Origin of the sequence: Marisediminicola sp. LYQ134, from assembly GCF_046599635.1 — a bacterium.
In the GTDB taxonomy this organism is placed as follows: Bacteria; Actinomycetota; Actinomycetes; order Actinomycetales; family Microbacteriaceae; genus Marisediminicola.
The window spans coordinates 1,084,330-1,105,572 of the sequence record NZ_JBKIWP010000001.1; the positions used below are offsets into that span (position 1 = coordinate 1,084,330).

15 protein-coding genes are annotated in these 21,243 nt (G+C 69.7%); 6 read left to right on the plus strand and 9 right to left on the minus strand.

The window, feature by feature from the left end:
• The first annotated feature begins 50 nt into the window (after window positions 1–50).
• The 3 genes from ACLHIH_RS05240 (at window position 51) to ACLHIH_RS05250 (ending at window position 2,152) form a co-directional block, all read left to right on the plus strand.
• A complete protein-coding gene (locus ACLHIH_RS05240) occupies window positions 51–971 on the plus strand; it encodes a glycosyltransferase family 2 protein (RefSeq protein WP_411315641.1) in 921 nt (306 codons plus the stop codon).
• Entirely contained in the window at window positions 934–1,602 is a 669-nt protein-coding gene (locus ACLHIH_RS05245; protein ID WP_411315642.1) for a hypothetical protein, read from the plus strand. Before ACLHIH_RS05240 ends, ACLHIH_RS05245 begins: the two co-directional genes overlap by 38 nt.
• A gap of 106 nt (window positions 1,603–1,708) precedes the next feature.
• Entirely contained in the window at window positions 1,709–2,152 is a 444-nt protein-coding gene (locus tag ACLHIH_RS05250; protein WP_411315643.1) for an adenylyltransferase/cytidyltransferase family protein, read from the plus strand.
• Between the two features lie 85 nt (window positions 2,153–2,237).
• On the opposite strand, the gene ACLHIH_RS05255 is transcribed toward ACLHIH_RS05250, so the two are convergent.
• Entirely contained in the window at window positions 2,238–4,673 is a 2,436-nt protein-coding gene (locus ACLHIH_RS05255) for a right-handed parallel beta-helix repeat-containing protein (protein WP_411315644.1), read from the minus strand.
• Window positions 4,674–5,054: 381 nt separating this feature from the next.
• On the opposite strand from ACLHIH_RS05255, the gene ACLHIH_RS05260 reads away from it, so the two are divergent.
• Window positions 5,055–6,455, plus strand: coding sequence for an FAD-dependent oxidoreductase (locus ACLHIH_RS05260; protein ID WP_411315645.1), 1,401 nt, complete (start codon window positions 5,055–5,057; stop codon window positions 6,453–6,455).
• Here ACLHIH_RS05260 and ACLHIH_RS05265 read toward each other — a convergent pair.
• The gene (locus ACLHIH_RS05265) at window positions 6,339–7,163 is read right to left on the minus strand and encodes a Pr6Pr family membrane protein (protein WP_411315646.1); all 825 of its coding nucleotides are present in this window, start codon (window positions 7,161–7,163) and stop codon (window positions 6,339–6,341) included. The two genes, ACLHIH_RS05260 and ACLHIH_RS05265, sit on opposite strands and share 117 nt — an antisense overlap.
• Window positions 7,164–7,373: 210 nt before the next feature.
• On the opposite strand from ACLHIH_RS05265, the gene ACLHIH_RS05270 reads away from it, so the two are divergent.
• On the plus strand, window positions 7,374–9,395 hold the full coding sequence (locus tag ACLHIH_RS05270; RefSeq protein WP_411315647.1) for a choice-of-anchor I family protein: 2,022 nt from the start codon (window positions 7,374–7,376) through the stop codon (window positions 9,393–9,395).
• Here the strand turns inward: ACLHIH_RS05270 and ACLHIH_RS05275 are convergent.
• Complete coding sequence (locus ACLHIH_RS05275) at window positions 9,388–10,722, minus strand: nucleotide disphospho-sugar-binding domain-containing protein (protein WP_411315648.1); 1,335 nt, start codon at window positions 10,720–10,722, stop codon at window positions 9,388–9,390. The genes ACLHIH_RS05270 and ACLHIH_RS05275 overlap by 8 nt on opposite strands.
• On the minus strand, window positions 10,719–12,932 hold the full coding sequence (locus ACLHIH_RS05280; RefSeq protein ID WP_411315649.1) for a glycosyltransferase: 2,214 nt from the start codon (window positions 12,930–12,932) through the stop codon (window positions 10,719–10,721). Before ACLHIH_RS05280 ends, ACLHIH_RS05275 begins: the two co-directional genes overlap by 4 nt.
• A gap of 119 nt (window positions 12,933–13,051) precedes the next feature.
• On the opposite strand from ACLHIH_RS05280, the gene ACLHIH_RS05285 reads away from it, so the two are divergent.
• Window positions 13,052–13,681 carry a DNA-3-methyladenine glycosylase I gene (locus tag ACLHIH_RS05285; protein WP_411315650.1) on the plus strand — a complete coding sequence of 210 codons (630 nt, stop codon included), beginning with the start codon at window positions 13,052–13,054 and terminating at the stop codon, window positions 13,679–13,681.
• A 26-nt stretch (window positions 13,682–13,707) separates the two neighbouring features.
• On the opposite strand, the gene ACLHIH_RS05290 is transcribed toward ACLHIH_RS05285, so the two are convergent.
• The 5 genes from ACLHIH_RS05290 to ACLHIH_RS05310 all read right to left on the minus strand — a co-directional run bounded on the left by ACLHIH_RS05290 (window position 13,708) and on the right by ACLHIH_RS05310 (window position 21,227).
• Window positions 13,708–15,123 (minus strand): SPFH domain-containing protein, encoded by a 1,416-nt coding sequence (locus tag ACLHIH_RS05290; protein ID WP_411315651.1) that lies wholly within the window; start codon window positions 15,121–15,123, stop codon window positions 13,708–13,710.
• Window positions 15,124–15,195: 72 nt separating this feature from the next.
• A complete protein-coding gene (locus ACLHIH_RS05295; protein ID WP_411316322.1) occupies window positions 15,196–16,164 on the minus strand; it encodes an NAD-dependent epimerase/dehydratase family protein in 969 nt (322 codons plus the stop codon).
• Entirely contained in the window at window positions 16,161–18,872 is a 2,712-nt protein-coding gene (locus ACLHIH_RS05300) for an alpha/beta fold hydrolase (RefSeq protein WP_411316323.1), read from the minus strand. Before ACLHIH_RS05300 ends, ACLHIH_RS05295 begins: the two co-directional genes overlap by 4 nt.
• Window positions 18,873–18,940: 68 nt before the next feature.
• Window positions 18,941–19,963, minus strand: a complete 1,023-nt coding sequence (locus ACLHIH_RS05305) for a 3-oxoacyl-ACP synthase III (protein ID WP_411315652.1) — start codon at window positions 19,961–19,963, stop codon at window positions 18,941–18,943.
• 187 nt (window positions 19,964–20,150) lie between these two features.
• Window positions 20,151–21,227, minus strand: coding sequence for an alkene reductase (locus tag ACLHIH_RS05310; RefSeq protein WP_411315653.1), 1,077 nt, complete (start codon window positions 21,225–21,227; stop codon window positions 20,151–20,153).
• Between the last annotated feature and the right edge of the window lie 16 nt (window positions 21,228–21,243).

Consider the following 21,243-nt stretch of genomic DNA (forward strand, 5'->3'; position numbering starts at 1 on the left):
CCGGCGTTCTGCCGAACGAGCGTCGAGCCATCGAGCCAGAGAGCGAACCCGTGCCCCACTCCGACTTGGCTGTCATCGTCGTCAACTACCGGTCATCGGGTTTGCTCGAGGTCAACCTCGGCGCCGTCGCGGGTGCTGAGCCTGACGCGACCGTCGTCGTGGTCGACAACTTCTCCGACGCCGGTGAGCGAAGTCGAGTGAGCGAACTCTGCTCACGCAGGGGATGGGTCTCCGTTCTGAACGACGGCAACCTCGGGTTCGGCGGCGGCATGAACGTCGGAGTCGATACGGCGAAGGCTCTCGGACACACGACGTTCTTGCTTCTCAATCCCGACGCCGTCATCGATTCAGTCAGCCTCCGGGCGCTCGTCGAACGCATCGACGAGGACGACCTCGTGCTGGCCTCGCCGATCGTGACGCGTCCGGACGGCTCGTCCTGGTTCGCTGGATCCGACCTCTACCTCGATGACGGCCGAGTCCGGTCCGCGCGACGGCGCCACGAAGTTCCCGGCGCCCGCACCATGCCCTGGCTCAGCGGCGCGTGCCTCGTGATCAGCCTCCGACTCTGGGAGCTCATCGGTGGCTTCGACGACCGATACTTCCTGTATTGGGAAGACATCGACCTCTCCCGTCGAGTTCTCGCCCACGGCGGAACGGTCGAGGTCGTGGAGACGGCCACCGCGATACACGCGGAAGGAGGCACGCAGGGCGCCGACGGCCACCAGCACTCTGGACAGCCGAAATCTGCGGTCTACTACTACTACAACATCCGCAATCGCTGGCTCTTCGCAGCCCTCCACCTCCCCCACAACCAACAGCGGGCGTGGGCACGCCACTCGCTCCCGATCGCATGGGAGATCCTGCTGCAAGGTGGTCGCCGGCAGCTTCTCCGTTCGCCGCGCCCCGCGTGGGCAGCGATCCGCGGCACCCTAGATGGATACGTCCTCGCCCGATCGCTACGTCGTGCCTGAGCCCGCGAGCATCCTCGTCGTGTGCGAGGCCAACATCTGTCGATCGCCCTATGTGGAGGCGGTGATGCGGGAATCGTTCGCCTTCGCCGGACTCGAAGCCAGGTTCGCTGTCAGGAGCGCCGGACTGTCCGCGATCGACGGGGCACCCATGTGCGGACTGGCTCAGCAGCTGCTCGCCGACCAGGGCGCAGCCACCGACGGTCTCGGTGCGCACGTCTCCCGCGCTCTGGATGTCGAACTCATCGCCGGTGCCGATCTCATTCTCGTCGCCGAGCTCGACCACCGCGCGAGAATCAATCGCACCCTTCCCGGTGTTCAATCGAAGGTCTTCACGCTGCTCGAGATCGCTCACCTCGCGGGGGTCGATTCCGAGACAGCGATGACGACGAGCGAAGACGATACGTTCTCGAACCTCGTCGCGCGGCTCAACTTTTACCGGGGGCTCGTGCCGCTCGACGCCGCACCGCGAACCTGGATGGACCGTGCTCGGCGGGGACGTCGGAACCGCGACCCGTTCTCGGTCATCGACGGTCACACATCCTCCGCGCGAGACCACTCGGCGATATTCCCCGTCCTCTTCGCCGCCGCGACGCGGTTCAGTGAGCACGCGGCGCGGCATCTCGCCCTGTAAGTGCCTCTGGAGTTTCCGTCCACGGTGGCGATAAACTGCTCTCTTCCCGTCGAACCCCTAGTCGACGGGGCTACCCGCCCCTCTCACCCGAAGAGAAACCAAACCCGTGACCCGTATCGGCTATGCCGCGGGTGCCTTCGACCTGTTCCATGTCGGGCACCTCAACATCCTCAAACATGCCAAATCCGCCTGCGATTACCTCATCGCCGGGGTCGTCTCCGACGAGATGCTGCTTCAGAACAAGCGCATCACTCCGGTGGTCCCCCTCGCCGAGCGCCTCGAGATAGTGAGCCACATTTCCTACGTCGACGAGGCACGAGCCGAGGTCCTGCCGGACAAACTCGACACGTGGAGAGACGTCGGGTTCGACGTGTTCTTCAAGGGTGACGATTGGCGTGGCACCGACAAGGGCCTCAGGCTCGAACGCGAGTTCGCCGAGGTCGGCGTGGAGGTCGTGTATTTCCCCTACACGGTCTCGACCTCCAGCACGAAGCTGCGCCGAGCACTGGATGCCCTCACCGTTCCGCTGCAGCACGACGCTCAGGGTTAGGACCGAGGCTTAGGGCCCCTCGCTCGTGACGAGCGAGGGGCCCTTTCGTCGCGCGCGCCGACGAGAGACGCGGGGAACGCCGGGGTTAGAAGGGCCCCACCCGCTTGGAACCGGCGGGAACGCCGAGCGCCGAGGCGATATCCGTCGGCAACCCGACGGCGAGTCGCGCCGCGGCGGAGATGTCTGCCGCCATCGACTGGAGAGGCTTGTTGCTCGACGTGATCGCATTGGTCCACGACGAGCCCTTGGCGTTCGCGAGGGCCTGCGGAGACTCATACCGCTGGAGCGTCGAGTTGTCGCCCGCTCCCCACGCGACCATCGATGCCTGAGCAGTCTGCTGACGCAGGTTGAAGAGGTTGCCGGTGATCCTGACGTTCATCTCGTCGGTCGAGATCCCCGTCCGATTGTCGAGGGAGTAGAACTGGAAACGGCCGCCGTCGCCGAAGACGTTGTTCGAGACGGTGATGTTGCGTGTCAACCACGGGACCGTGGAGTCCACCGCCGGCCGACGCGGGTCGTGCCCGGCGAAGCGACGATCGTTCTGCCGCCGCTCGTCCTGCCTCAGGCTCAACCCGAACGTCCCGTGCTCCGAGAACGAGTTGTTGAAGACACGCACGTTGCCCGAATTGAACAGCAACATGCCGGTTATCCCCCCGCTCACGACATTGTCGGCCACGATCGCGGTGTCGGAGAGTTCGAGCTGGATGCCAGTGTGGGTGTTGTCTTCCGACGAGTTGCCCACGACGGTCAGGTCGTAACACGACTCGTCGAACCAGATGCCACTCCCGTTGTTACGACCCGTGTCGTTGTTCACGACCGTCACGTCGCGTGAGCGCGTGATCTTGATTCCCCCCGAGACGGGAGCGGCCTTGAACGATTGCGTGTTGTTCGCAGTCACGACCGAGTCAGCGATCCGCAGACCGTAGGACGCATTGGCGTTGATGCCCAGCATCCCGTTGCGTTGGATCGTCGCCCGTGTGACACGCGTGTTGTTGTTCTCGATGCCCAAACCGGTCATCGCATTGTCGACGATCGTGATGTCTTGAGCGACCGAGTCGACGTTCCCCAACCGGACGGTTCCCCGATCCGAGTAAGCGGTCGCGTACCGACGGACTCCGAATCCGTAGAGCTTCGTGCCTGCGGCCTGCGATTGGATCGCCTGTCCGAGATCGCTCGCTCGAACCTCCTTGCCTGCGGGATCTGTTCCGATTCGGATGGTGTCCGCGCCGTGGTCGACGAAGAACGTCCCCGCTGTGACGGCCGAGGCGGACCCCACCTGACGGAGCTGCGTGCCGTTGACGAAGACCTGATCGAGCCTCGCCGCCAGGGGGAAGGCGGGGTCGACGAAGCGGGGGTTGTCGGCGACACCGAGCAGGGTGTTGTCGACTCGCTTGTTCCAGCCCCCGGTCACCCACGTGTCGCCGCTCCGAGTCCACGAGCTCAGACGGGTCGACCCGTCGAGCCACACGGCCTCGTTCGGAGCGGCTTGGATGGTCACCGGCTTGTTGAAGGGGATGACCACTGATTCGTGATAGCTGCCAGCGCGGACCACGATGGTCTGCCCCGACCGCGCCTTCGCGATGGCACTGCCGATGGTTCGGACCGGGCTCGCCTGAGAACCCGACGCCGAGTCGGCGCCGCGCTGTCCATCGACGAACATCGCGCCGCTGGGAATCGGATACTGAGCGGAGCCCACGGGCGCCGACCCTCGACCCGACTGCGCGGGCTGCTCGGGGGCGGGTGCAGGTGCCGGCGCGGGAGCAGGAGCCGGTGCCGGTGCCGGTGCCGGTGCCGGTGCCGGTGCCGGTGCCGGTGCCGGTGTCGCACTGGAGATCGGCGACACCCTCAAATCGTCGAGCCTGGTCTCAGCGCGACCGGAGTTGCCACTGGACGCGTGTTGCCAGATGCCGATCGAACCCGCTTCGGCGATGCGGTCAGCCGAGCGGTCGAGCGTCTCGATCTGCCACGCCGGCTCGGACGTTCCCGGGAGCCACACCTTTCCCTTGATCTCCACGACGGAACTTCCGGAGACCTCGAACCGCGTCTGCATCACCGTTCCGGCCCCGACGGTGCCTGGCACCCGCGCGCGGCCGAGATGAGTCTCCCGATTGCCATCAACGCGAGAAACGCTCACGCTCACCTGGCCGCTGCGCGACACCTCGGTGCGAGCGCGATACGCCGACCCGTCGTCCTGCTTGCGGATCTCCCACGCGTGGTAGATCGCCGTGTCGGCCTCGTCGATGGCGAGGCTACCGCGCACCTCGAGGTCGCGGGCGTTCGTCTCGCGCAGAACCGCCCCCACGGACGTCCCCGGAGCGATCCCCGAGATGACTCCACGCCCGTCGACGGCGGAGAACGCGACGCCCCGGCCACCCCAGGTGCTGTACGACCCACCTGTGGGCGCACTCCCCCACCCTGACGCGATCGATCGACCGAAGCCGTCCACCACGGTGGAGGATTCCGCCGCCGATGCGCTCGTCGCCACGACGGTGCCCGCCGAGAAGACCGCACACACCGTCACGGCGGCACCGAGCATGATTCGCGCTCGCCGAAGGGTCGCGCCCTTCGGATGGACGGGTGGACGCGCAGAAATCGCGATGGATCGGGTCATGTTTTCCTTCTGGCCAGATGGCGATTTCGTCGGCCTGGTCAGAGCCGTCATGATTGATCCTTTCCTCAATCTTGGTGTTCTCACGTCGAGTGTCAAGTCACGACCATCGAAGCAAGCCCCCAATAGGGGGGTATGAGCGGTCCTCGGTTCTATCGGACGCCATATGACCCGTCGAGACCGCACGGGCTCGAGTAGGAGAGAATCGGTGATGGGGGCCTGCGGGTCTTCACGAGATCGCGACAGAAGGGGGACGACATCGACAGACGCACGTTCCTCATCGGCGGATCCACCGTGGCGGGCCTCTTCGCGCTCACCGCGTGCACGACGCCGGGTCCCGACGACACGCCGACGCCTCCGCCCGCACCGGAGCCGAGCGGCGGGGTCGGCCCCGACGACCTCGAGCTGCTCGTGCCGCAGCCGACGGCGATGCGCCGGTCGAACTGGGGTTCAGACCCGTATGCGCTCGGCGCCGCGAGCTACCTCGCCGTCGGCGCGACGCAGCGCCATCGCGAGCTTCTCGCCCAGCCTGTCCACGACCTCGTGTTCTTCGCCGGTGAAGCGACCTCGGGCGGGCGGCCGGGCACCGTCGCGGGGGCGCGCGCGAGCGGTTCCCGCGCGGCATCCGAGGTCGCCATCGCCGCGACGTCCGGCGAGAGGATCGCGATCATCGGTGCCGGGATCGCGGGCGCCCAGTGCGCACGCGATCTCACCGACGCGGGGTTCGACGTGACCATCTTGGAGGCCCGCGAGCGCGTGGGCGGGCGCATCGACTCGCGAGTGGACGACGACTGGCCGCTCCCCGTCGAACTCGGGGCCGGCACCCTCGACTCGGTGACGTCGGCGGAACTCATCGACGCCCTCGAACTCGCGGATGTCGCGACCCTCGCGATCGACGGAGCGGTCGACGTGCGCTCCCCCGACGGCGTGGCCGTCGAACCGTCGGAGGTGGGCTCGTCGACGATCTCGGAGGCGGTGACCCTCGCGCGCCGCAGCCTCGCGGGCACGGTCGGCGACGTCTCTCTCGAGACGGCCCTCAACGACCTCGGGTCGACTCCGACCAGCGATGACGAGTCGTCGCCCACCGACGCCGAGTGGGTCGACTCCGCGGTGCGGTCGAGCGTCGGCGTCGAATACGGTGCGGATGCGAGCGACTTCTCCGCGCTCTCCGGATTCGACGACGGGCGGCGCGAGTCCGACCGTCTCGCGGTCGGGAGCCTGCAGGGCTACGTCGAGTCCCTTGTCGAGGACGTCGACGTCTGGACGGCGAGCGTCGTCCTCGCGATCGTGTACGGCGATGAGGGCGTGAGCATCCGCTTGGGGACCGGCGAATCGCTCCAGGTCGACCGCGTCGTGGTCACCGTGCCGCTCGGCGTGCTCAAGAGCGGCGACCTCACGTTCGACCCTCCCCTGCCGACGAGCCACACCGTCGCGACCGTCATGCTCGGGATGGGCACGATCGACACGGTGTGGTTGCGTTTCGACGAACCGTTCTGGTCGTCGACCGCGTCGCGGTGGAGTGTCGTCGGGGGCGACCTCGACATCGTCGAGTGGATCAACCTCGAGCCGTCGACGGGATCAGCGGTGCTCGTGGGGGTGGTCGGCGGTGAGCGTGCGCTCGCCCTCGCCGAGCTCTCCGACGACGAGATCGTCGTGCGGGCTCGAGCGAGTCTCGAGCCGTTCCTCTCCTCCTGAGGTCGGTGTGATCGACGCGACATCCTCGGCAGACCAGATCGCGGCGTGGGGCCCGTCGTCTCCGCCCTCCCACGACGGGCGAGGGAGCCGCCGACTCGCGGCCGTGAGCGCGACCGTCATGACGAGGATGAACGACAGCACGATGACGCTGTAGATCGTGAACTCGACGGGACCGCTGACCTGGTACGGGTCGAGGAAGAAGTAGGGGTACCACCCGACGGCAGCCCCCCGGATCATCGTGAATCCGCCCCACAGGAGCGGGAACACGAGGGCGACGCGGAGGATGCGCCACGAGACGCGGCCACGCCCGGGGAAGAACAGCCAGTCGAGCAGGGCGTAGGCCGGCATCCAATAGTGGAGCACCTGACTCGACGGCGGAACCTGGATCGAGAGCCCGCGACCCGTGGCCTCGAGGACGATGATCGTGTAGACGATTCCCGAAACCACCTGATAGGTCGTCGCGAGCAACCGCCACGCCACGAGCCAGCGGGGGTCGGTCGGGCGACGGAGGGAGATCACGCCACCGGCGGTCCACACGAACACCCCGATGAACGCGCTCTGCATCGTGAAGTAACTGAAGAAGTTGGCGAACGCCGAACCTCCCGACCCGAGGCTGTAGTCGAGGTGCAGGACGAGAGCGAGAACGCCCGCGACAGCGGCGCACAGCCGAGCGACGGCCGCCGCTCTGCGCCTGCCTCCTGCGCGCATCACACTCCTCCGCCCGGTCGAGAACTCCCGCCGACGACGAGGCGGGCACGGTGCTGTCGGCTCGGCCCCAGGCGACCGGATGATTCTACAGGCCGACTCGAGGCGTCGACCGCGACTTGTTCACCTACGCGACACCGAGAGGTCGCCCGGGGTTCGTACTGTGGGGCTCCCCCACCACCCCCGTCGCAAGACCGAGTCATGAGGACGATGATGCTCCGCACCACCACACCTGTTTCCGCCCGATCTGCGGGAGTCTCCGCGGTCGCGGCCCTCGCGATCGTTCTCGCCCCGACCGCGGCGATGACCGCGTCGGCCGAGATCGCCCCCAACCCCGTCGAGGTCACCGCCGCCGGTGCGGCGTTCTCGCTCGACCCCGTCGGCTCGTATGACACGGGCGTCTTCGACGAGAGCGCCGCCGAGATCGTCGAGTACTTCGCAGCCGCCGAGCGCCTGTTCGTCGTCAACGCCTCAGCGGGCCTCGTCGAGGTGCTGAGCATCGCCGACCCGGCCGCCCCCGAGAAGCTGTTCGACCTCGAGACCGCGGGGGTCGTCGCCTCCGACGGCGTCGCGATCCCGGCGGGCGCGACCGTCAACTCGGTCGACGTGCGACCCGACGGACTCGGCGTCATCGCCGTCGAGGCGCCGCTCAAGACCGACCCGGGGTGGGTCGTCTTCTTCGACGCCGCAGCCGACGGCGAGGCCCTCGGCGCCGTCGGTGTCGGCTCCCTCCCCGACATGGTCACCTTCACCCCCGACGGCACCCGCATCGTCGTCGCCAACGAGGGTGAGCCCGCCGACGACTACTCGGTCGACCCCGAAGGCTCGGTGAGCGTCATCACGGCACCGGCGACGGTCGAGTCCGCGACCGACACGGATGTCGCGACGGCAGGGTTCGCCGCGTTCGAGGAGGGTGGCGCCCTCACACTCCCCGCGGGCATCCGCATCTTCGGCGGCCGCGAGGATGCCGGCACGGGCACCCCCGAGTTCCCGGTGTCGGAGAACCTCGAGCCCGAGTACGCCGCCATCTCCCCCGACTCGTCGACCGCGTGGGTGTCGCTGCAGGAGGCCAACGGCATCGCCGTCGTCGACCTCGCGAGCGCGACAGTCACGTCGATCCTCGACCTCGGAACAGTCGACCGCATGGACATCCCGTTCGACCCCTCCGATCGTGACGGCGTCGACGGCGAGGGAGCCATCGCGATCGCGAACTGGCCCGTCCTCGGCTACTACATGCCCGACACGATCGTGTCGTACGAGGCCGCCGGATCGACCTACATCGTGACCGCGAACGAGGGAGACTCGCGCGACTGGAGCGGCTACAGCGAGGTCGCGCGCGTCAAGGACCTCGGCTCGGACGGTCTCGCGCCCGTGTGTGCCGACGCTTTCGACGACGTGCTCGGGGCCAACGGTCTGCCGGCCGACATCGACGGCTTCCTCGCCGACGACGCCCTCGGTCGCTTGAACATCACGACGGCGAACGGACTCGACCCCGACGCCGAGTGCTACAGCGATCTGTACACCTACGGCGCACGCTCGTTCAGCATCCGCGACACCTCGGGCGCTCTCGTCTGGGATTCGGCCGACGCGTTCGAGCAGCTCGTCGCCGAGGCCTCGCCGCTGTTCTTCAACTCGAACCACAGCGAGTCGAACCTCGACGGGCGCAGCGACGACAAGGGCCCCGAGCCCGAAGCGGTCGCCGTGGGCGAGATCGACGGCCGCTCCTACGCCTTCGTCGGTTTCGAGAGGGTCGGTGGGATCGCGGCCTTCGACATCACCGTGCCGACGGACGCCCGCTTCGTGACCTACCTCAACAACCGGGACTTCTCGGTCTCGGCCGAAGACGACGGTCTCGCGGGAGCGGGCGACCTCGGCACCGAGGGTATCCGGTTCATCACGGACGACGAGTCGTCGACGGGCGAGCCGATGCTCGCCGTCGCGAATGAGGTCTCCGGCTCGACGACGATGTACGCCCTCGAGCTCGCCGCCGACGTGCCCGCCCCGGGCGACGGAACCGATGACGGCACGGATGACGGCAGCGGCGACGGCGTCGGATCGGGCGGAGACAGCGCCGCAGACCCGACGGATGATGCGTCTGCGCCGACCCTCGCCAACACGGGGTCCGACGCGAGCCGGGCCGCGATCACCGCGGCGACGCTGCTCACGCTCCTCGGCGGCGCACTCGTGCTCGGCCGCGCGGCGCTCGCGCGCCGACGCACACCGTCGGCTAGCTGACGATTCCGGCGGGTGCGCGCAGGGCGGTGAACGCTCTGCTCGCACCCGTCGTGTTCGTGAGCGAGTGCGCGAGCGAGTCGAGCCGAGATCGGGCGCCAGCAGGCAGACGCACGAGCCGCGACACCGCATCGCGCACGTCGGACGGCGTGACCGTGTTCGGGTCGGAGGACTCGGCGAACCCCGCGTGCTCGAGACTCGCGGCCCCGGCGAACTGGTCGGTGGAGAACGGCAGGACGAGCAGCGGAACACCTGACGTCATGGCCTCGGTCACGCTGTTGTTGCCACCGTGCGACACCGCGGCGACCGCGTGCGAGAGCAACACCACTTGCGGGAGGAACTCGCGCACGAGCCATCCGTCGGGGATCTCGCCGAGTTCGGACGGGTCGGTCGATCCGGAGGCGAGAGCCACGCGCACGGGCCGGCCGCTCGCATCCGTCACCTCTCGGAGACCCGCGACGACGCGAGCGAGCACGTCGCCGCGCACCGAGAGGAAGCTGCCGAAGCTCACGTAGACGAGGGGCGCGTCATCGGCGGCGAGCCACTCCTGCACCTCGTGATCGACGGGTTCCGCCCGCACCGCGGAGCCGAGGAACGCGTGCGCCGGTAGGGCTCGCGCTCGCGCGGTGTCGTGAAGCTCCTCGGGGTAGTTGAGCAGCAGCACGTCGCCCGTCTCGGCGAACGCGTCCCGACTCGGCGTCGCGTCGGGGTCGAGCTCGAGCAGCGCGGTGTTCCACTCGCTCGTGAAGTCGTCTCGAACCCGCTCGCACAGCGCCCGCAGCTCGTCGAGTTCGCGCACGGACGGGGCGAACGCGGCAGGCCACGCGGGCGGATAACCGTAGACCTCACCCGCGACGGGGAGGGTCGCGGGGTGGCCCAACACGACGTCGGCGTGCGCGATCCCGGCGCTCACGAGCGCGAGCCTCGCGCTGAAAGCCAAGTGGTCGACGATGATCTCGGTCGGAGCCACCTCGTCGACGACCCGCAGCACATTCCGCGCGATCTCGAGCGGGTTCCAGAGCAAGTCGTTGCGGCGAGCCTGCGCCTGGAACGCGAGAGTCTCGACCATTCCGACACGAGTGGCGTCGAAGAAGCCGCGCAGGGCGTCGTCTTCGCCGCGCGGCTGCTCCTCGGCACGGATGACGCCGGGATTCGACCCGCGCCCCAGTCGCAGGTCCACGCGCTCGAAGCCGAACTCTTCGACGATCGACGCCGTCGCCGGTCCGGACGCGACGACGACGCGTTCCCCCGCGTCGCGCCACGGCGCCCCGAGGGTCGCGAGCGGGTAGAGGTGCGACGCGTAGTCGGGGCTGATGATGAGCAGGGTCACGAGCGGCTCAGCTCCCATTCCCGGAGGTCGGCGGCCGCGGAGGCGACGTCGCGATAGGTCGCGGCGAGGCTCGACGCCATGGCACCGATCGCGAAGGTCCCGGCGACCATGGCACTCGCGCGCTCCGCGTTGTCGAAGCCCGCGGGCCCCTGCGCGATGGCGAGGGCGTCGACGATGCCGTTCGCGAGCGCCTCGCGGGAGGTCGTCTCGACGAGCACTCCCGTGACGCCGGCCTCGACGTACGTCGCGGGCCCTCCGCCGTCGGGCGCGACGACCGTGAGCCCCGTCGCCATGGCTTCGAGGATCGCGATGCCGAACTCCTCCTTGACGCTCGCGCACACGTAGATTCCGGATGACGCCGCCCGCCCCGGTCGCCCGTACCGCGTCGCGGCGAGCCAGCGCCCGACCGTGTCGTTCGACCGGTGTCCCGCGAGGAGGAGGCCGGCCTCGGCGGCGTCTCCGGGCGGGATGATCGCGTGGATCCTGTCGAGCTGCTCGCGTTCGTCGGACGAGGGCTGCTCGAGATCACCCCCGACGATGAGCAGATTCACCGAGCGGCGCACGCGAGGGTCGCTCGCCCACGCCTCGACGAGGGCGGCCGTTCCCTTGACCCGGTGCACGCGACCGACGCTCACGGCGAGAGGGAGCGCCCGACGGGATTCGGGCAGCGACTCGAGCACGCTGTCGAGTTCGGCGAACGCCGCGCACGACGCGGGCTCGAGCCCCCCGGGGTCGACCATCGCACTGAGAGCGTCGACTCGGGACTGCTCGATGACACTCAGGTCGATCCCCTCGGCGACGACCGTGTGCCGTTCGGGGTGTGCGGTGACGTCGATCCCCACGAGATCGAGCATCTCCCGTTCGAGGTCGGGGCGGGGGAAGAGCACGGTGTGGGCTGCATCCGCGGCGAGTCTCTGCACGAGGCGCACGCGGAACCAGTAGTGCTCGTCCCGGTCGACATCGCCGAGGTTCCCGCGCGTGAGCTCTCCCGCGGTGTCGCGAGAACGGATGGCGGCGTGCGGGTCGGGAGCGACGGTGAAGACGACGGGGATGCCGAGGTCCCGGGCGACCGAACTGGCCGCGAGGGTGCCGACATCCGCCATGCGCAGATGGATGGCGTCGACCCGTCCGGCGGCACGGAGAACCCGACGGATGCCGCGCTCCGTCTCGATGCGGCGCGACCACGCGTCGCTCATGGACACGCTCGGTCCGAAGAACGGCACACCCGCGAGCACGTGACCCCGCGCTCCCCTGCGGAGGGTCGCGAGCTGGTCGAGCGCGCCGTCGTGGGTCGTGCGCGAGAGCGTGACCACGCGTGTGACGCGCGACGCGGTGTCGTCGGCGTGCGAGCTCGCACGGCCGGGAGCGACGAGCGCGTCGCCGAGCCGCACGAGGAGCGTCGCGATGCCCCCGTTGTCTCCGGCGCCGACGCGCGTGAGATCGCCGTCGATGTCGGCGTGGACGAACAACTGGGCGACCGTGAGACCGTCGGTGTCGGTGTCGGTGTCGCGCGGCTCGGCGGGCTCGGCCGTGAGATCGAGGAGAGCGAGCCGGGCGACGCTCGAGAGCTCGTCGTCGCCGCGCGCGAGATCGGCGATCTCCCGCAGGGTGCGGTCGGTCGCGGGCCGATCGCCGAGCGCGGAGATCGCCGCGGCACGAGCCGCGTCGGGCTCGTCGGCGTCGATCGCGACCCTCAGGAGCGCCCGGTCGGCGATCCGCCCGGGAAGCACGCCGATCGTCTCGATCAGTCGAGCGCGCTCGCCGGGATCCCGCACGCCGAGAAGGGCGGTGTCGATTGCGAGGGCGAGGGGGGCGGGTATCGACGCTCCCCACAGTTCGAGGGTGCGTTGCGCGAGCATCCCCTCGAAGCCTCCGCGCGTGACGAGGGAGACGAGCGTCGTGACGGCGTCGAGGCGCGGCAACCGCGACCCGAGGGCCCACACGGTGTGCTCTCGCACGAACGCGGCGTCGTGGTCGAGCAGCCGCACGAGGTGCTCGTCGGCGGTCTCGTCGAATACCCGCCCGAGCGCGTGGATCGCGGCGATGGCGGTGAGCTGGTCGGAGTCGTCGACGGCCGCGTCGGCGAGGAGCCTCACGGCGCGAGCGCCGCCGTCTCGGCTCGCGGCGACGGTGAGGTCGTCGGCGAGTCGGATTCCGTCGAGGATCGAGGCTGCACCTCGGAGTTCGTCGAGCGAAGTGTGCGTGCCCACGGTGTGCCTTTTCTCGCGGTTCGTTCCGCGGGGGTTGCGACAGGAGAATGGACTGCGACGGTCGGTGGCCGGCCGAACGCAGCCTCACGAAGTCTGGCGTGCAGAGGAGGGAGTTTGCTGTGACTGAGCCGAACGACACCGGCCCCGACGACACCGACGCGGACGTCGTCGTGGGCGACGACGGCCTCGCACGACCGCCGTGGGCCGCGAACGACGCCCTCTTGCGCTCGTATTACGACACCGAGTGGGGCATGCCCGTGACCGACGAGCGCGGCGTCTTCGAACGCGTGAGCCTCGAGGCGTTCCAGTCCGGTCTCTCGTGGGCGACCATCCTGCGCAAGCGGCCCGCCTTCCGCGACGCGTTCGCCGACTTCGACCCCGACATCGTCGCGCGATTCGACGGGCGAGACGTCGAGAGGCTCATGTCCGACGCGGGCATCGTGCGCAACGCGCGCAAGATCGACGCGACCATCGGCAACGCCCGCGCGACGGTCGCACTCCGAGCCGACGGTGGGCTCGCCGACTTCGTGTGGTCGTTCCGGCCCAGCGAGACCCCTGCACCCCGGTCGCTCCGCGAGGTGCCGACGTCGTCGCCCGAATCCTTCGCCCTCGCGAGAGCCTTGCGAGCACGAGGGTTCTCGTTCGTCGGTCCGACGACGATGTTCGCCCTCATGGAAGCGATCGGCGTCGTCGACACCCATCTCGTCGGCAGCCACCGTCGCGGTGCCTCCGGGGTGTGGGCGGGCTGAGCCGCACCCTCACCCCGGAGCGGTGACTAGTTGCTCGGTGCCTGCGTCGTCGGCGCCTGCTTCGTGGCGCCCGGGGTCGCGAGGGCGTCGCCCACGGCGGTTCCCGTGGCCCTGCCCGTGACGATCTCGGCGATGTCGATGCCGACGAGGTCCTTGATGATCTGCGTCGAGGTCGCGAGCTGGCCCGCGACACTCTCGCCGACGCGGTCCGCTCCGCTGCCGTCCGACGAGATGACGGTCATGTTCGCGATCGCGGCGAGGGGCTCGGACGCCGCGCGCACGATCGCGGGCAGCTGGCCGATGATCTGCTGGCGCAGTAGGTCGTCGGCGCGCTCGGCGAGGGCGTCCGCTTGCGCGCGGGTCGCCTCGGCCTCGGCGGCACCCTTGACGCGGATCGAGTTCGCCTCGGCCTCACCCTCGGCACGGAGAGCTTCGGCTGCCGCGATGCGTCGAGCGCGATCGGAGTTGGCCGACGCCACGTTCGCGGCGGCGCTCGCCTCGGCGTTCTTCTCGACGGCGTAGGCCTCGGCGTCGGCGACGGCGCGGATCTCGGCGTCGAGCTCTTGCTTGCGGAGTCCGACGCGCTTGCCCGCGGTGACCTCCTGCTGCGCGATGACTTCTTGCTGCGAGATCGCCTCGGCGAGCGGACGCGAGGCCGAGGCCTCGGCCCGGGCACGGTCGGTCTCCTTCTGGATCTCGGCGTTGCGCAGGTCGAGCTTGCGCTGCTGCTCGGCCACGGCCTGGTCGGCCGCGATGCGTGCCTCCTCGGATGCCTGGCGCGACACCGACTCGGCGACCTCGGCGACTTGCTTCACTCGCGCGGCCTCCCCACGACCGAGGTCGCGGATGTAGCCGTTGTCGTCGTCGATCTCCTTGATCTGGAGCGTGTCGATCTGCAGTCCCTGCACGTCGAGCGACTCCCGCACGGCCTCGAGCACTTGCCCCTGGAGAGCCGACCGGTTTGTGATGATCTCGGTCACCGTGAGCTGTCCGACGATCGACCGCACCGAACCGCTCAAGACCTCTTCGGTGGATGTCTCGATCTGATCCTGCTGGTTGAGGAATCGCTGGGCGGCGGCACGCACCATCGACTCCGAGCCCCCGACCTTGACGACCGCGACGGCATTGACCTTGATGGTGATGGCGTCTCGCGTCTGCGCGGTGGCCTGCACGTTGAGCTGACGGCTGCGGAGGCTGAGCTTGAAGTGCGCTTCGACGATCGGCTTGACGAAGACGCGCGAACCGAAGACGACCCGCTGACCGGCGTTCTCCGTCTCGGCCTCGGTGTCCCCGGGGCGGGCGGTGCGCTGGCGCGAGGTGACGATGATCGCCTCGTCGGGCTTCGCGACCTTGATGCTCCGCACGAGCACGAAGAGGATGATGAGCGCGACGACGACGATGACGCCGATGACGAGCCCGGTGGAGAGGAAATCGAGGGGCATGGTGGCCTTTCGAGGCGGCAACGCTGAGAAGTTCTCGGTGCGGCCACCCTATCGGGAGCGCGTGAACTCGCGTCAGCCGCGGTAGGACCGCGCGAGCCTCTCGAGCCCCTCGTCGATCGTGACCGACGGCGCCCACTGGAGGTCGGCGCGCGTGCGCCGCTGATCGAACCAGTGCGATGTCGAGAGCTGCTCCGCGAGAAAGCGTGTCATCGGGGGCTCGTCGGTTCCCGGGCGCACCGCCCAGACCCTCTCGACGAGCGATCCGGCAGCGAGCGCCACGCGCGCGGGCACCGACCAGGTCGGCGCCGCCACTCCCGCGGCACGGCAGATTCCGCCGAGCATCTCGGCGACCGGCCTCGGCTCACCGTTCGTGAGCACGTAGGAACGGCCGTGCACGTGCTCGGCGCGATCGAGCGCCGCGACGATGCCGGTAGCGGCGTTGTCGATGTAGATCGTGTCGATGAGAGCCGCGCCGCTGCCGATCACGGGGAGCCTGCCCGAGCCCGCCCGGTCGACGATGCGCTCGACGAGCTGAGTGTCTCCCGGCCCCCACACGAGATGGGGGCGCACGGCGACGACGGCGAAACCCTCGGCATCCGCACCGAGCGCGACGAGCTCGGCGCGAGCCTTGGTGCGCGCGTAGTCCCCGCGGGCGTGGGCGGGGTCGGCGGGGAGGGCATCGTCACCCATGATCGACGTGCCCGTGTGCGCGACGGACGGCGACGACACGAACACGAACCGCGTGACTCCCGCGGAGGATGCCGCGGCCACGAGATCGGTCGTGCCCTTGACGTTGACCCTGTCGAACTCGTCGGCGTGGCCCGAGAGTGACACTTTGGCGGCGAGGTGCACGACGGCATCGACAGAGCGCACGGCCCGCGCGATGGCACCGCGGTCGGTGAGCGACCCGAGCTCGTCGGTCGCCCCCTCGACACCCGAGGGTCGACGCTGGAAGGTACGCACCTCGTGGCCGTTGTCGACGAGCTCGCCCGCGACGGCCGAGCCGAGGAGACCGCTCGCCCCCGTGACGAGAACCCTCACGGTCGCGTCATCCGCTCGCCGGAGAGCACCGAGGTCGCCCACGTCGACAGTCGGGCGCGATCGATCTTGGAGTTGTGGCGGATGTCGGTGGGCAGCGCCGGAACGACGATGACCGCCGCGAGGGCCGACCCGACGGCGTCGCGCACGCGCGAGGCGAGGGCGGGGTGGGCCATCCCGACCGCGCGAGCGGGAGGAACGGTCTCGACTATCGCGACGAGGTGTTGGGTGCCGCGCGGTCCCACCCCGACGATCGCCGCGCGGGCGACACCGTCGACGCTCTCGGTGCGCAATTCGGGCTCGACGGGCGTCACGACTCCGGTCGCCGTGACGATGACGTGGGGAAGGCGGCCCTCGACCCACAGCCTGCCCTCGGAGTCGACGTGGCCGACATCACCGGTGCGGTGCCAGCGCTCGCCGGGCACGGTCCCTCGACGGGCCGCGCGATCGGTGAAGAACAAGCGGTCGTAGTGGTCTTCGATGTGCGGTGCCGACACGACGATCTCGCCCGTGACGTCGACGATGTCGAGGGGCTCGTCGGCCGCGGATCCGTCGTTCGCGAGGGGGGCGATGCGCACGGTCGTCGTCGCCGTGGGCCGTCCGACGCACACGCCGCCCGCACCGCGACCTCGGGAGCGCGCGGCGTCGCGGATGCCGTCGAGGGTGATGTCGGCAAGCAGCAGCCCCTCGGTCATGCCGTAGGGCGTGTGAGGTGTCGCCGCGGGCATGAGTGCCGCGGCGGCGGAGAGAAGCGACTCCGACACGGGCGCTCCCGCCGAGAGGAACGTCTCGACGCCGCCGAGGGCCGCGCGATCGGCGTCGTCGAGCGCGGGTGCCGTCGCGACGACGTTCGCGATCGCGGCGGGCGAGAGGAACACGACCGTGCCGTCCACGGCCGCCGTCGCCGCCGCGACCGCCTTCGCGGTGAGCGTGCGCGGCGCGGTCACGTCCATATCGGGCGTCGCCGACCGCGCACCGAGAGCGGGGCCGAGGAGGGCGAACGGCGCGAAGCCCGCCACGAGCCCGGTGCCGGGCCCCACACCGTATTGCGCGGCGAGGGCGGAACGGATGCCCGAGAGCTGAGCGTGCGTGTAGACCACGCCCTTCGCGGGGCCCGTCGACCCCGACGTGAAGAGGATCGCGGCGACCGCTTCCGACGCGGGCACAGCGGGCAGCGGTGTCTCACGCCCGAGCGCCACGAGGTCGGCGAGGGAGTGCGTGACGCCGAGCATCCGTGCTGTCGCGGGGTCGAGGGTCGAGACGGAGATGCGGCGCCCGGGCCACCCGAGCACTCGCGCCGCCGCGAGCCCCTTGGTCGCACCGATGACGTGCTGGCAGCGTGCGCCCCGCACCGCGCGAGTGAGGCCGGCGAGCCCGAGCCCCGCATCGGCGACGACGACGATCGCCCCGATGCGCACGCACGCGTAGAGCACGGCGGTGAGATCGGCTCCGGGGGGCACGAGGAGGGAGACACGGTCGCCGGGTCGCACCCCGGAGGCGACGAGCCCCGCGGCGATCTCGCGCACGCGGCGTGAGAGCAGGCGCCAGCTGACGGTGCGCTGCGGGCGCGACCGCGGCGGTGCCATCTCGACGAGGGCCGTGTCGGCGCTCTCGGCGAACGCCTCGAGGTAGTGCCACAGGGGCTGATAGTGCGGCGCGGTCGGGCCCTCGGAGGATGCCGCGCCCGTCACGGCGGTCGCGCGCGGGACTCCCGGTCGCTCAGCGGGCGTCTCGCTCGCGTCGAGGTGCGGTGCCCGGTCGTCGAGCCAGGAGAGCGCGAGGGTCGCGATATCGACGTCTTCGGCGATGAGGTGACCCGCCCCCTCGACGCGGTGCACGTCGGCCCGGCGCAATCGTCGGCTGAGGTCGTCGAGATACCGGTCGCTGAAGATCGGGTCGCGAGGGCCCCAGAGCAGCAGCGACGGCACGTCGAGCGCGCGGATGCCGACGGCGATGCGGTCGAGCTCGGGGCGCGACTCGTGGCGGTCGTCTGCGGGGATGTCGGCGACGAAACCGCCGATGCCGCCCCGACGGGCGGCTGTCGCGTATGGCGCGCGGTAGCCCGCCTTGACCTCGGCACCGAGTGCCGGGTGAGCGAGGGCGAGGGTCGTCTCGAGGAAGGCGGGGGTCGCCACGGTCGATGCCCCGAGGATCGGCCCGGCGAGAGCGAGCCGGAGCGGAGCGGGGATGGGGTCACCCTCGGGCTGGTGCACCGCGGTGTTGAGGAGCATGATCGCGCGCGTCTCCTCGGGGTGATCGACCGCCCAGCCGAGCGACACGACACCACCCCAGTCGTGCCCGATCGTGACCACGGGCCCCGAGAGGCCGAGCTCGCCGGTGAGATCACCGAGGTCGCGAACACGCTGGGCGAGCGCGCGGTGCTGCCCCGTGCGTTCGGAGAACCCCATGTCGAGCTGGTCGACGGCGACGACGCGCCACGCGGCGCTCGCGGCGGGCTGCGCTGACTCCTTGTGTGCCGCCGCGTCCGAGACGACATCCGGCGCGGCATCCGGTGCGGCATCCGGTGCTGAGGCCGCATCCGTCGCGGCGGCGACGAGTGAACGCCACAGGTACGACCAGGTCGGGTTGCCGTGCACGCACAGGATGGTGCCGACCGGCTCGATCCCCCGCTCGGCGAGCACCGGCCCGTTGTCGAGGACATGCCACTCGTGACCCGCGGCCACGACGAGACGGGAGAACTCGGGTCGCATCCCCTCGAGGCCCGCGGGCGGGAGGCTCGCCGAGGCGCGTCGCGTCGCAGCGAACGGCAGTCGCCGTGTCACCAGGCGAGTTCCATCATGGCCGTGTTGAGTCCCGAGCCGACGCCCATGAGCAGAACGCGGTCGCCCTTATCGAGTCGAGCCGACTCCTCGACGAGAGTGATCGGAATCGAGGCGGGGCCGACGTTGCCGAACTTGGGATAGGTGAGCGGCACTCGAGAGCGGTCCATGCCCGTCGCCTTGACGATCGAGTCGGTGTGCACGTCGGAGACCTGATGGATGATGTAGCGATCCATACTCGTCCAGTTCCAATCGCGCTGAGCCTCTTTCCACGCCGAGACGACGAGGTCGAGACCGCCCTTGAGCAGTTCTTTCGCGTTCGTGAACATCCCGTCGACGCTTCCGACGCAGAGGTCGTTGAACTGCGTCGCGGCGCGAGTCACCCCGCCGAGGAGACGATGCCCCTCGGGGTGGGCGTCGGCGGGGCCGAGCACGGCAGCCGCAGCTCCCGAACCGAGGGTCAGGCTCGCGAACTCGCTCATGAAGTCGGAGCGACCGAGGTCGGAGTTGGTGAGCCGCTCGATCGTGTTGTGCTGGATCTCGTCGGCGTCCTCCCCGTCGATCACGACGGCGTACTTGATCTGGCCGGAGTCGATGAGTCCGGCGGCGAGGCTCATGCCGTTGACGAAACCGAGACACGCGTTCGCGATGTCGAAGTTGATCGCGGACGACGGCAGACCGAGGCCGTGGTGGATGCGCACGGCGACCGACGGCTCGAGGTGTTTGCGCGTGACCGACGTGTTGATGAGCAACCCCACCTGGCCGGGCTCGATGCCGGCCTCGGCGAGGGCACGCTTGCCCGCGGAGATGGCCTCATCGTCGAACCGCTGCCCCTCGTTCCAATTGCGACGCTCATAGACCCCCGCGACACGCTGCAACAGACCGCGCGGCAAGCGGAGGCGTTTGAGAACGGGCGCGAGGCGCGCGTCGATGTCCTCCGAGGTCGTGATGCGGGGCGCGATCGTGCTCGATACCGACAGCAGCGCGACGTTTCGATGCGTCGTCGTTGCGTTTCCGTTCAACGGGTCTCCCTATCGGGTTGGCTGGTGATCGAGGGTCTGGCGATCGCGGTGAAGACTGATCTGCTGGTGCGCTCCGGCGGGGATGGGCGAGGCGAACCGCGCCCCAGCTTACGTTCTCGGAGCCCTCCGCCTCGCCCCCCGAAGAGTCGAGAAGCATGCGAACGCATGCCGGTCGACGCATACGGAGTCACTCGGCGAGCGCCGGGTAATCCGTGTATCCCGCGGCTCCCGGGGTGTAGAGGGTGCTCGCGTCGAGCTCGTTGAGGGGTAGACCCTCGCGCCAGCGGCGGACGAGGTCGGGGTTGGCGATCGCGGGGCGGCCCACGACGACGGCGTCTGCCACACCGTCGGCGACGAGGGCCACGGCCTCGTCGCGGGTGGTCACGACGCCGAACCCGCTGTTGAGGAGCACGGGGCCTCCGAACACGTCGCGCAACGACTGCACGAGGTCTCCCGCGGGCGCGTCGTGCAGGATGCTCAGGTAGGCGAGACCGAGCGGGGCGATGCGGGCGAGCAGCGAACCGTAGGTCGCCGAGACATCCGCCGGATCGGTCTCGAGGACGTCCTGGATGTTGTGCGACGGCGAGATCCGCAGGCCGACCCGTGCGGCGCCGATCTCGGCCGAGACAGCCTCGACGACCTCGGCGACGAAGCGCGCGCGATTCTCAGGAGATCCCCCGTAACGGTCCTCTCGCACGTTCGAGCTCGGCGCGAGGAACTCGTGCAGGAGGTAGCCGTTGGCCCCGTGCACCTCGACACCGTCGAATCCGGCATCCACCGCGAGGCGCGCCGCGGAGACGAAGTCGCGCACGACGCGCTCGAGAGCCTCGGCATCGAGCGCGACGGGAACCGGGTAGGGGAGCTTGCCCTCGGGAGTGTAGGTCTCGCCGTCGATCGCGATCGCGCTCGGCGCCTCGACATCGAGTCCCCCGTTGGTCGCACCGTGGGTGACCCGGCCCGCATGCATGAGCTGAGCGACGATTCGTCCTCCCTCGGAGTGCACGGCCTCGGTGACGCGCGCCCAGCCTGCGGCCTGATCGGCCGTGACGAGACCGGGTTGACCGGAGTACCCGCGGCCCGCGGGGCTCGGGAACGTGCCCTCCGTGACGATGAGGCCGAGCGTCGCGCGCTGCGCGTAGTGCTCGACGACGAGGTCGCCGGGGACTCCGGCACTGTCGGAGCGCATGCGCGTGAGCGGCGCCATGACGAGGCGGTTCTGCAGCGAGAGGTCGCCGAGAGTGGCGGGGGCGAAGAGGTCGGTCATGGGGGGAGTTCCTTTG

What these genes read in the sequence shown, in the direction of transcription:
- ACLHIH_RS05270 (WP_411315647.1), top strand. Translation starts at nt 7,374, where the DNA reads ATGCTCCGCACCACCACACCTGTTTCCGCCCGATCTGCGGGAGTCTCC.
- ACLHIH_RS05265 (WP_411315646.1), bottom strand. Translation starts at nt 7,163, where the DNA reads ATGCGCGCAGGAGGCAGGCGCAGAGCGGCGGCCGTCGCTCGGCTGTGC.
- ACLHIH_RS05300 (WP_411316323.1), bottom strand. Translation starts at nt 18,872, where the DNA reads ATGCGACCCGAGTTCTCCCGTCTCGTCGTGGCCGCGGGTCACGAGTGG.
- ACLHIH_RS05310 (WP_411315653.1), bottom strand. Translation starts at nt 21,227, where the DNA reads ATGACCGACCTCTTCGCCCCCGCCACTCTCGGCGACCTCTCGCTGCAG.
- ACLHIH_RS05245 (WP_411315642.1), top strand. Translation starts at nt 934, where the DNA reads ATGGATACGTCCTCGCCCGATCGCTACGTCGTGCCTGAGCCCGCGAGC.
- ACLHIH_RS05290 (WP_411315651.1), bottom strand. Translation starts at nt 15,123, where the DNA reads ATGCCCCTCGATTTCCTCTCCACCGGGCTCGTCATCGGCGTCATCGTC.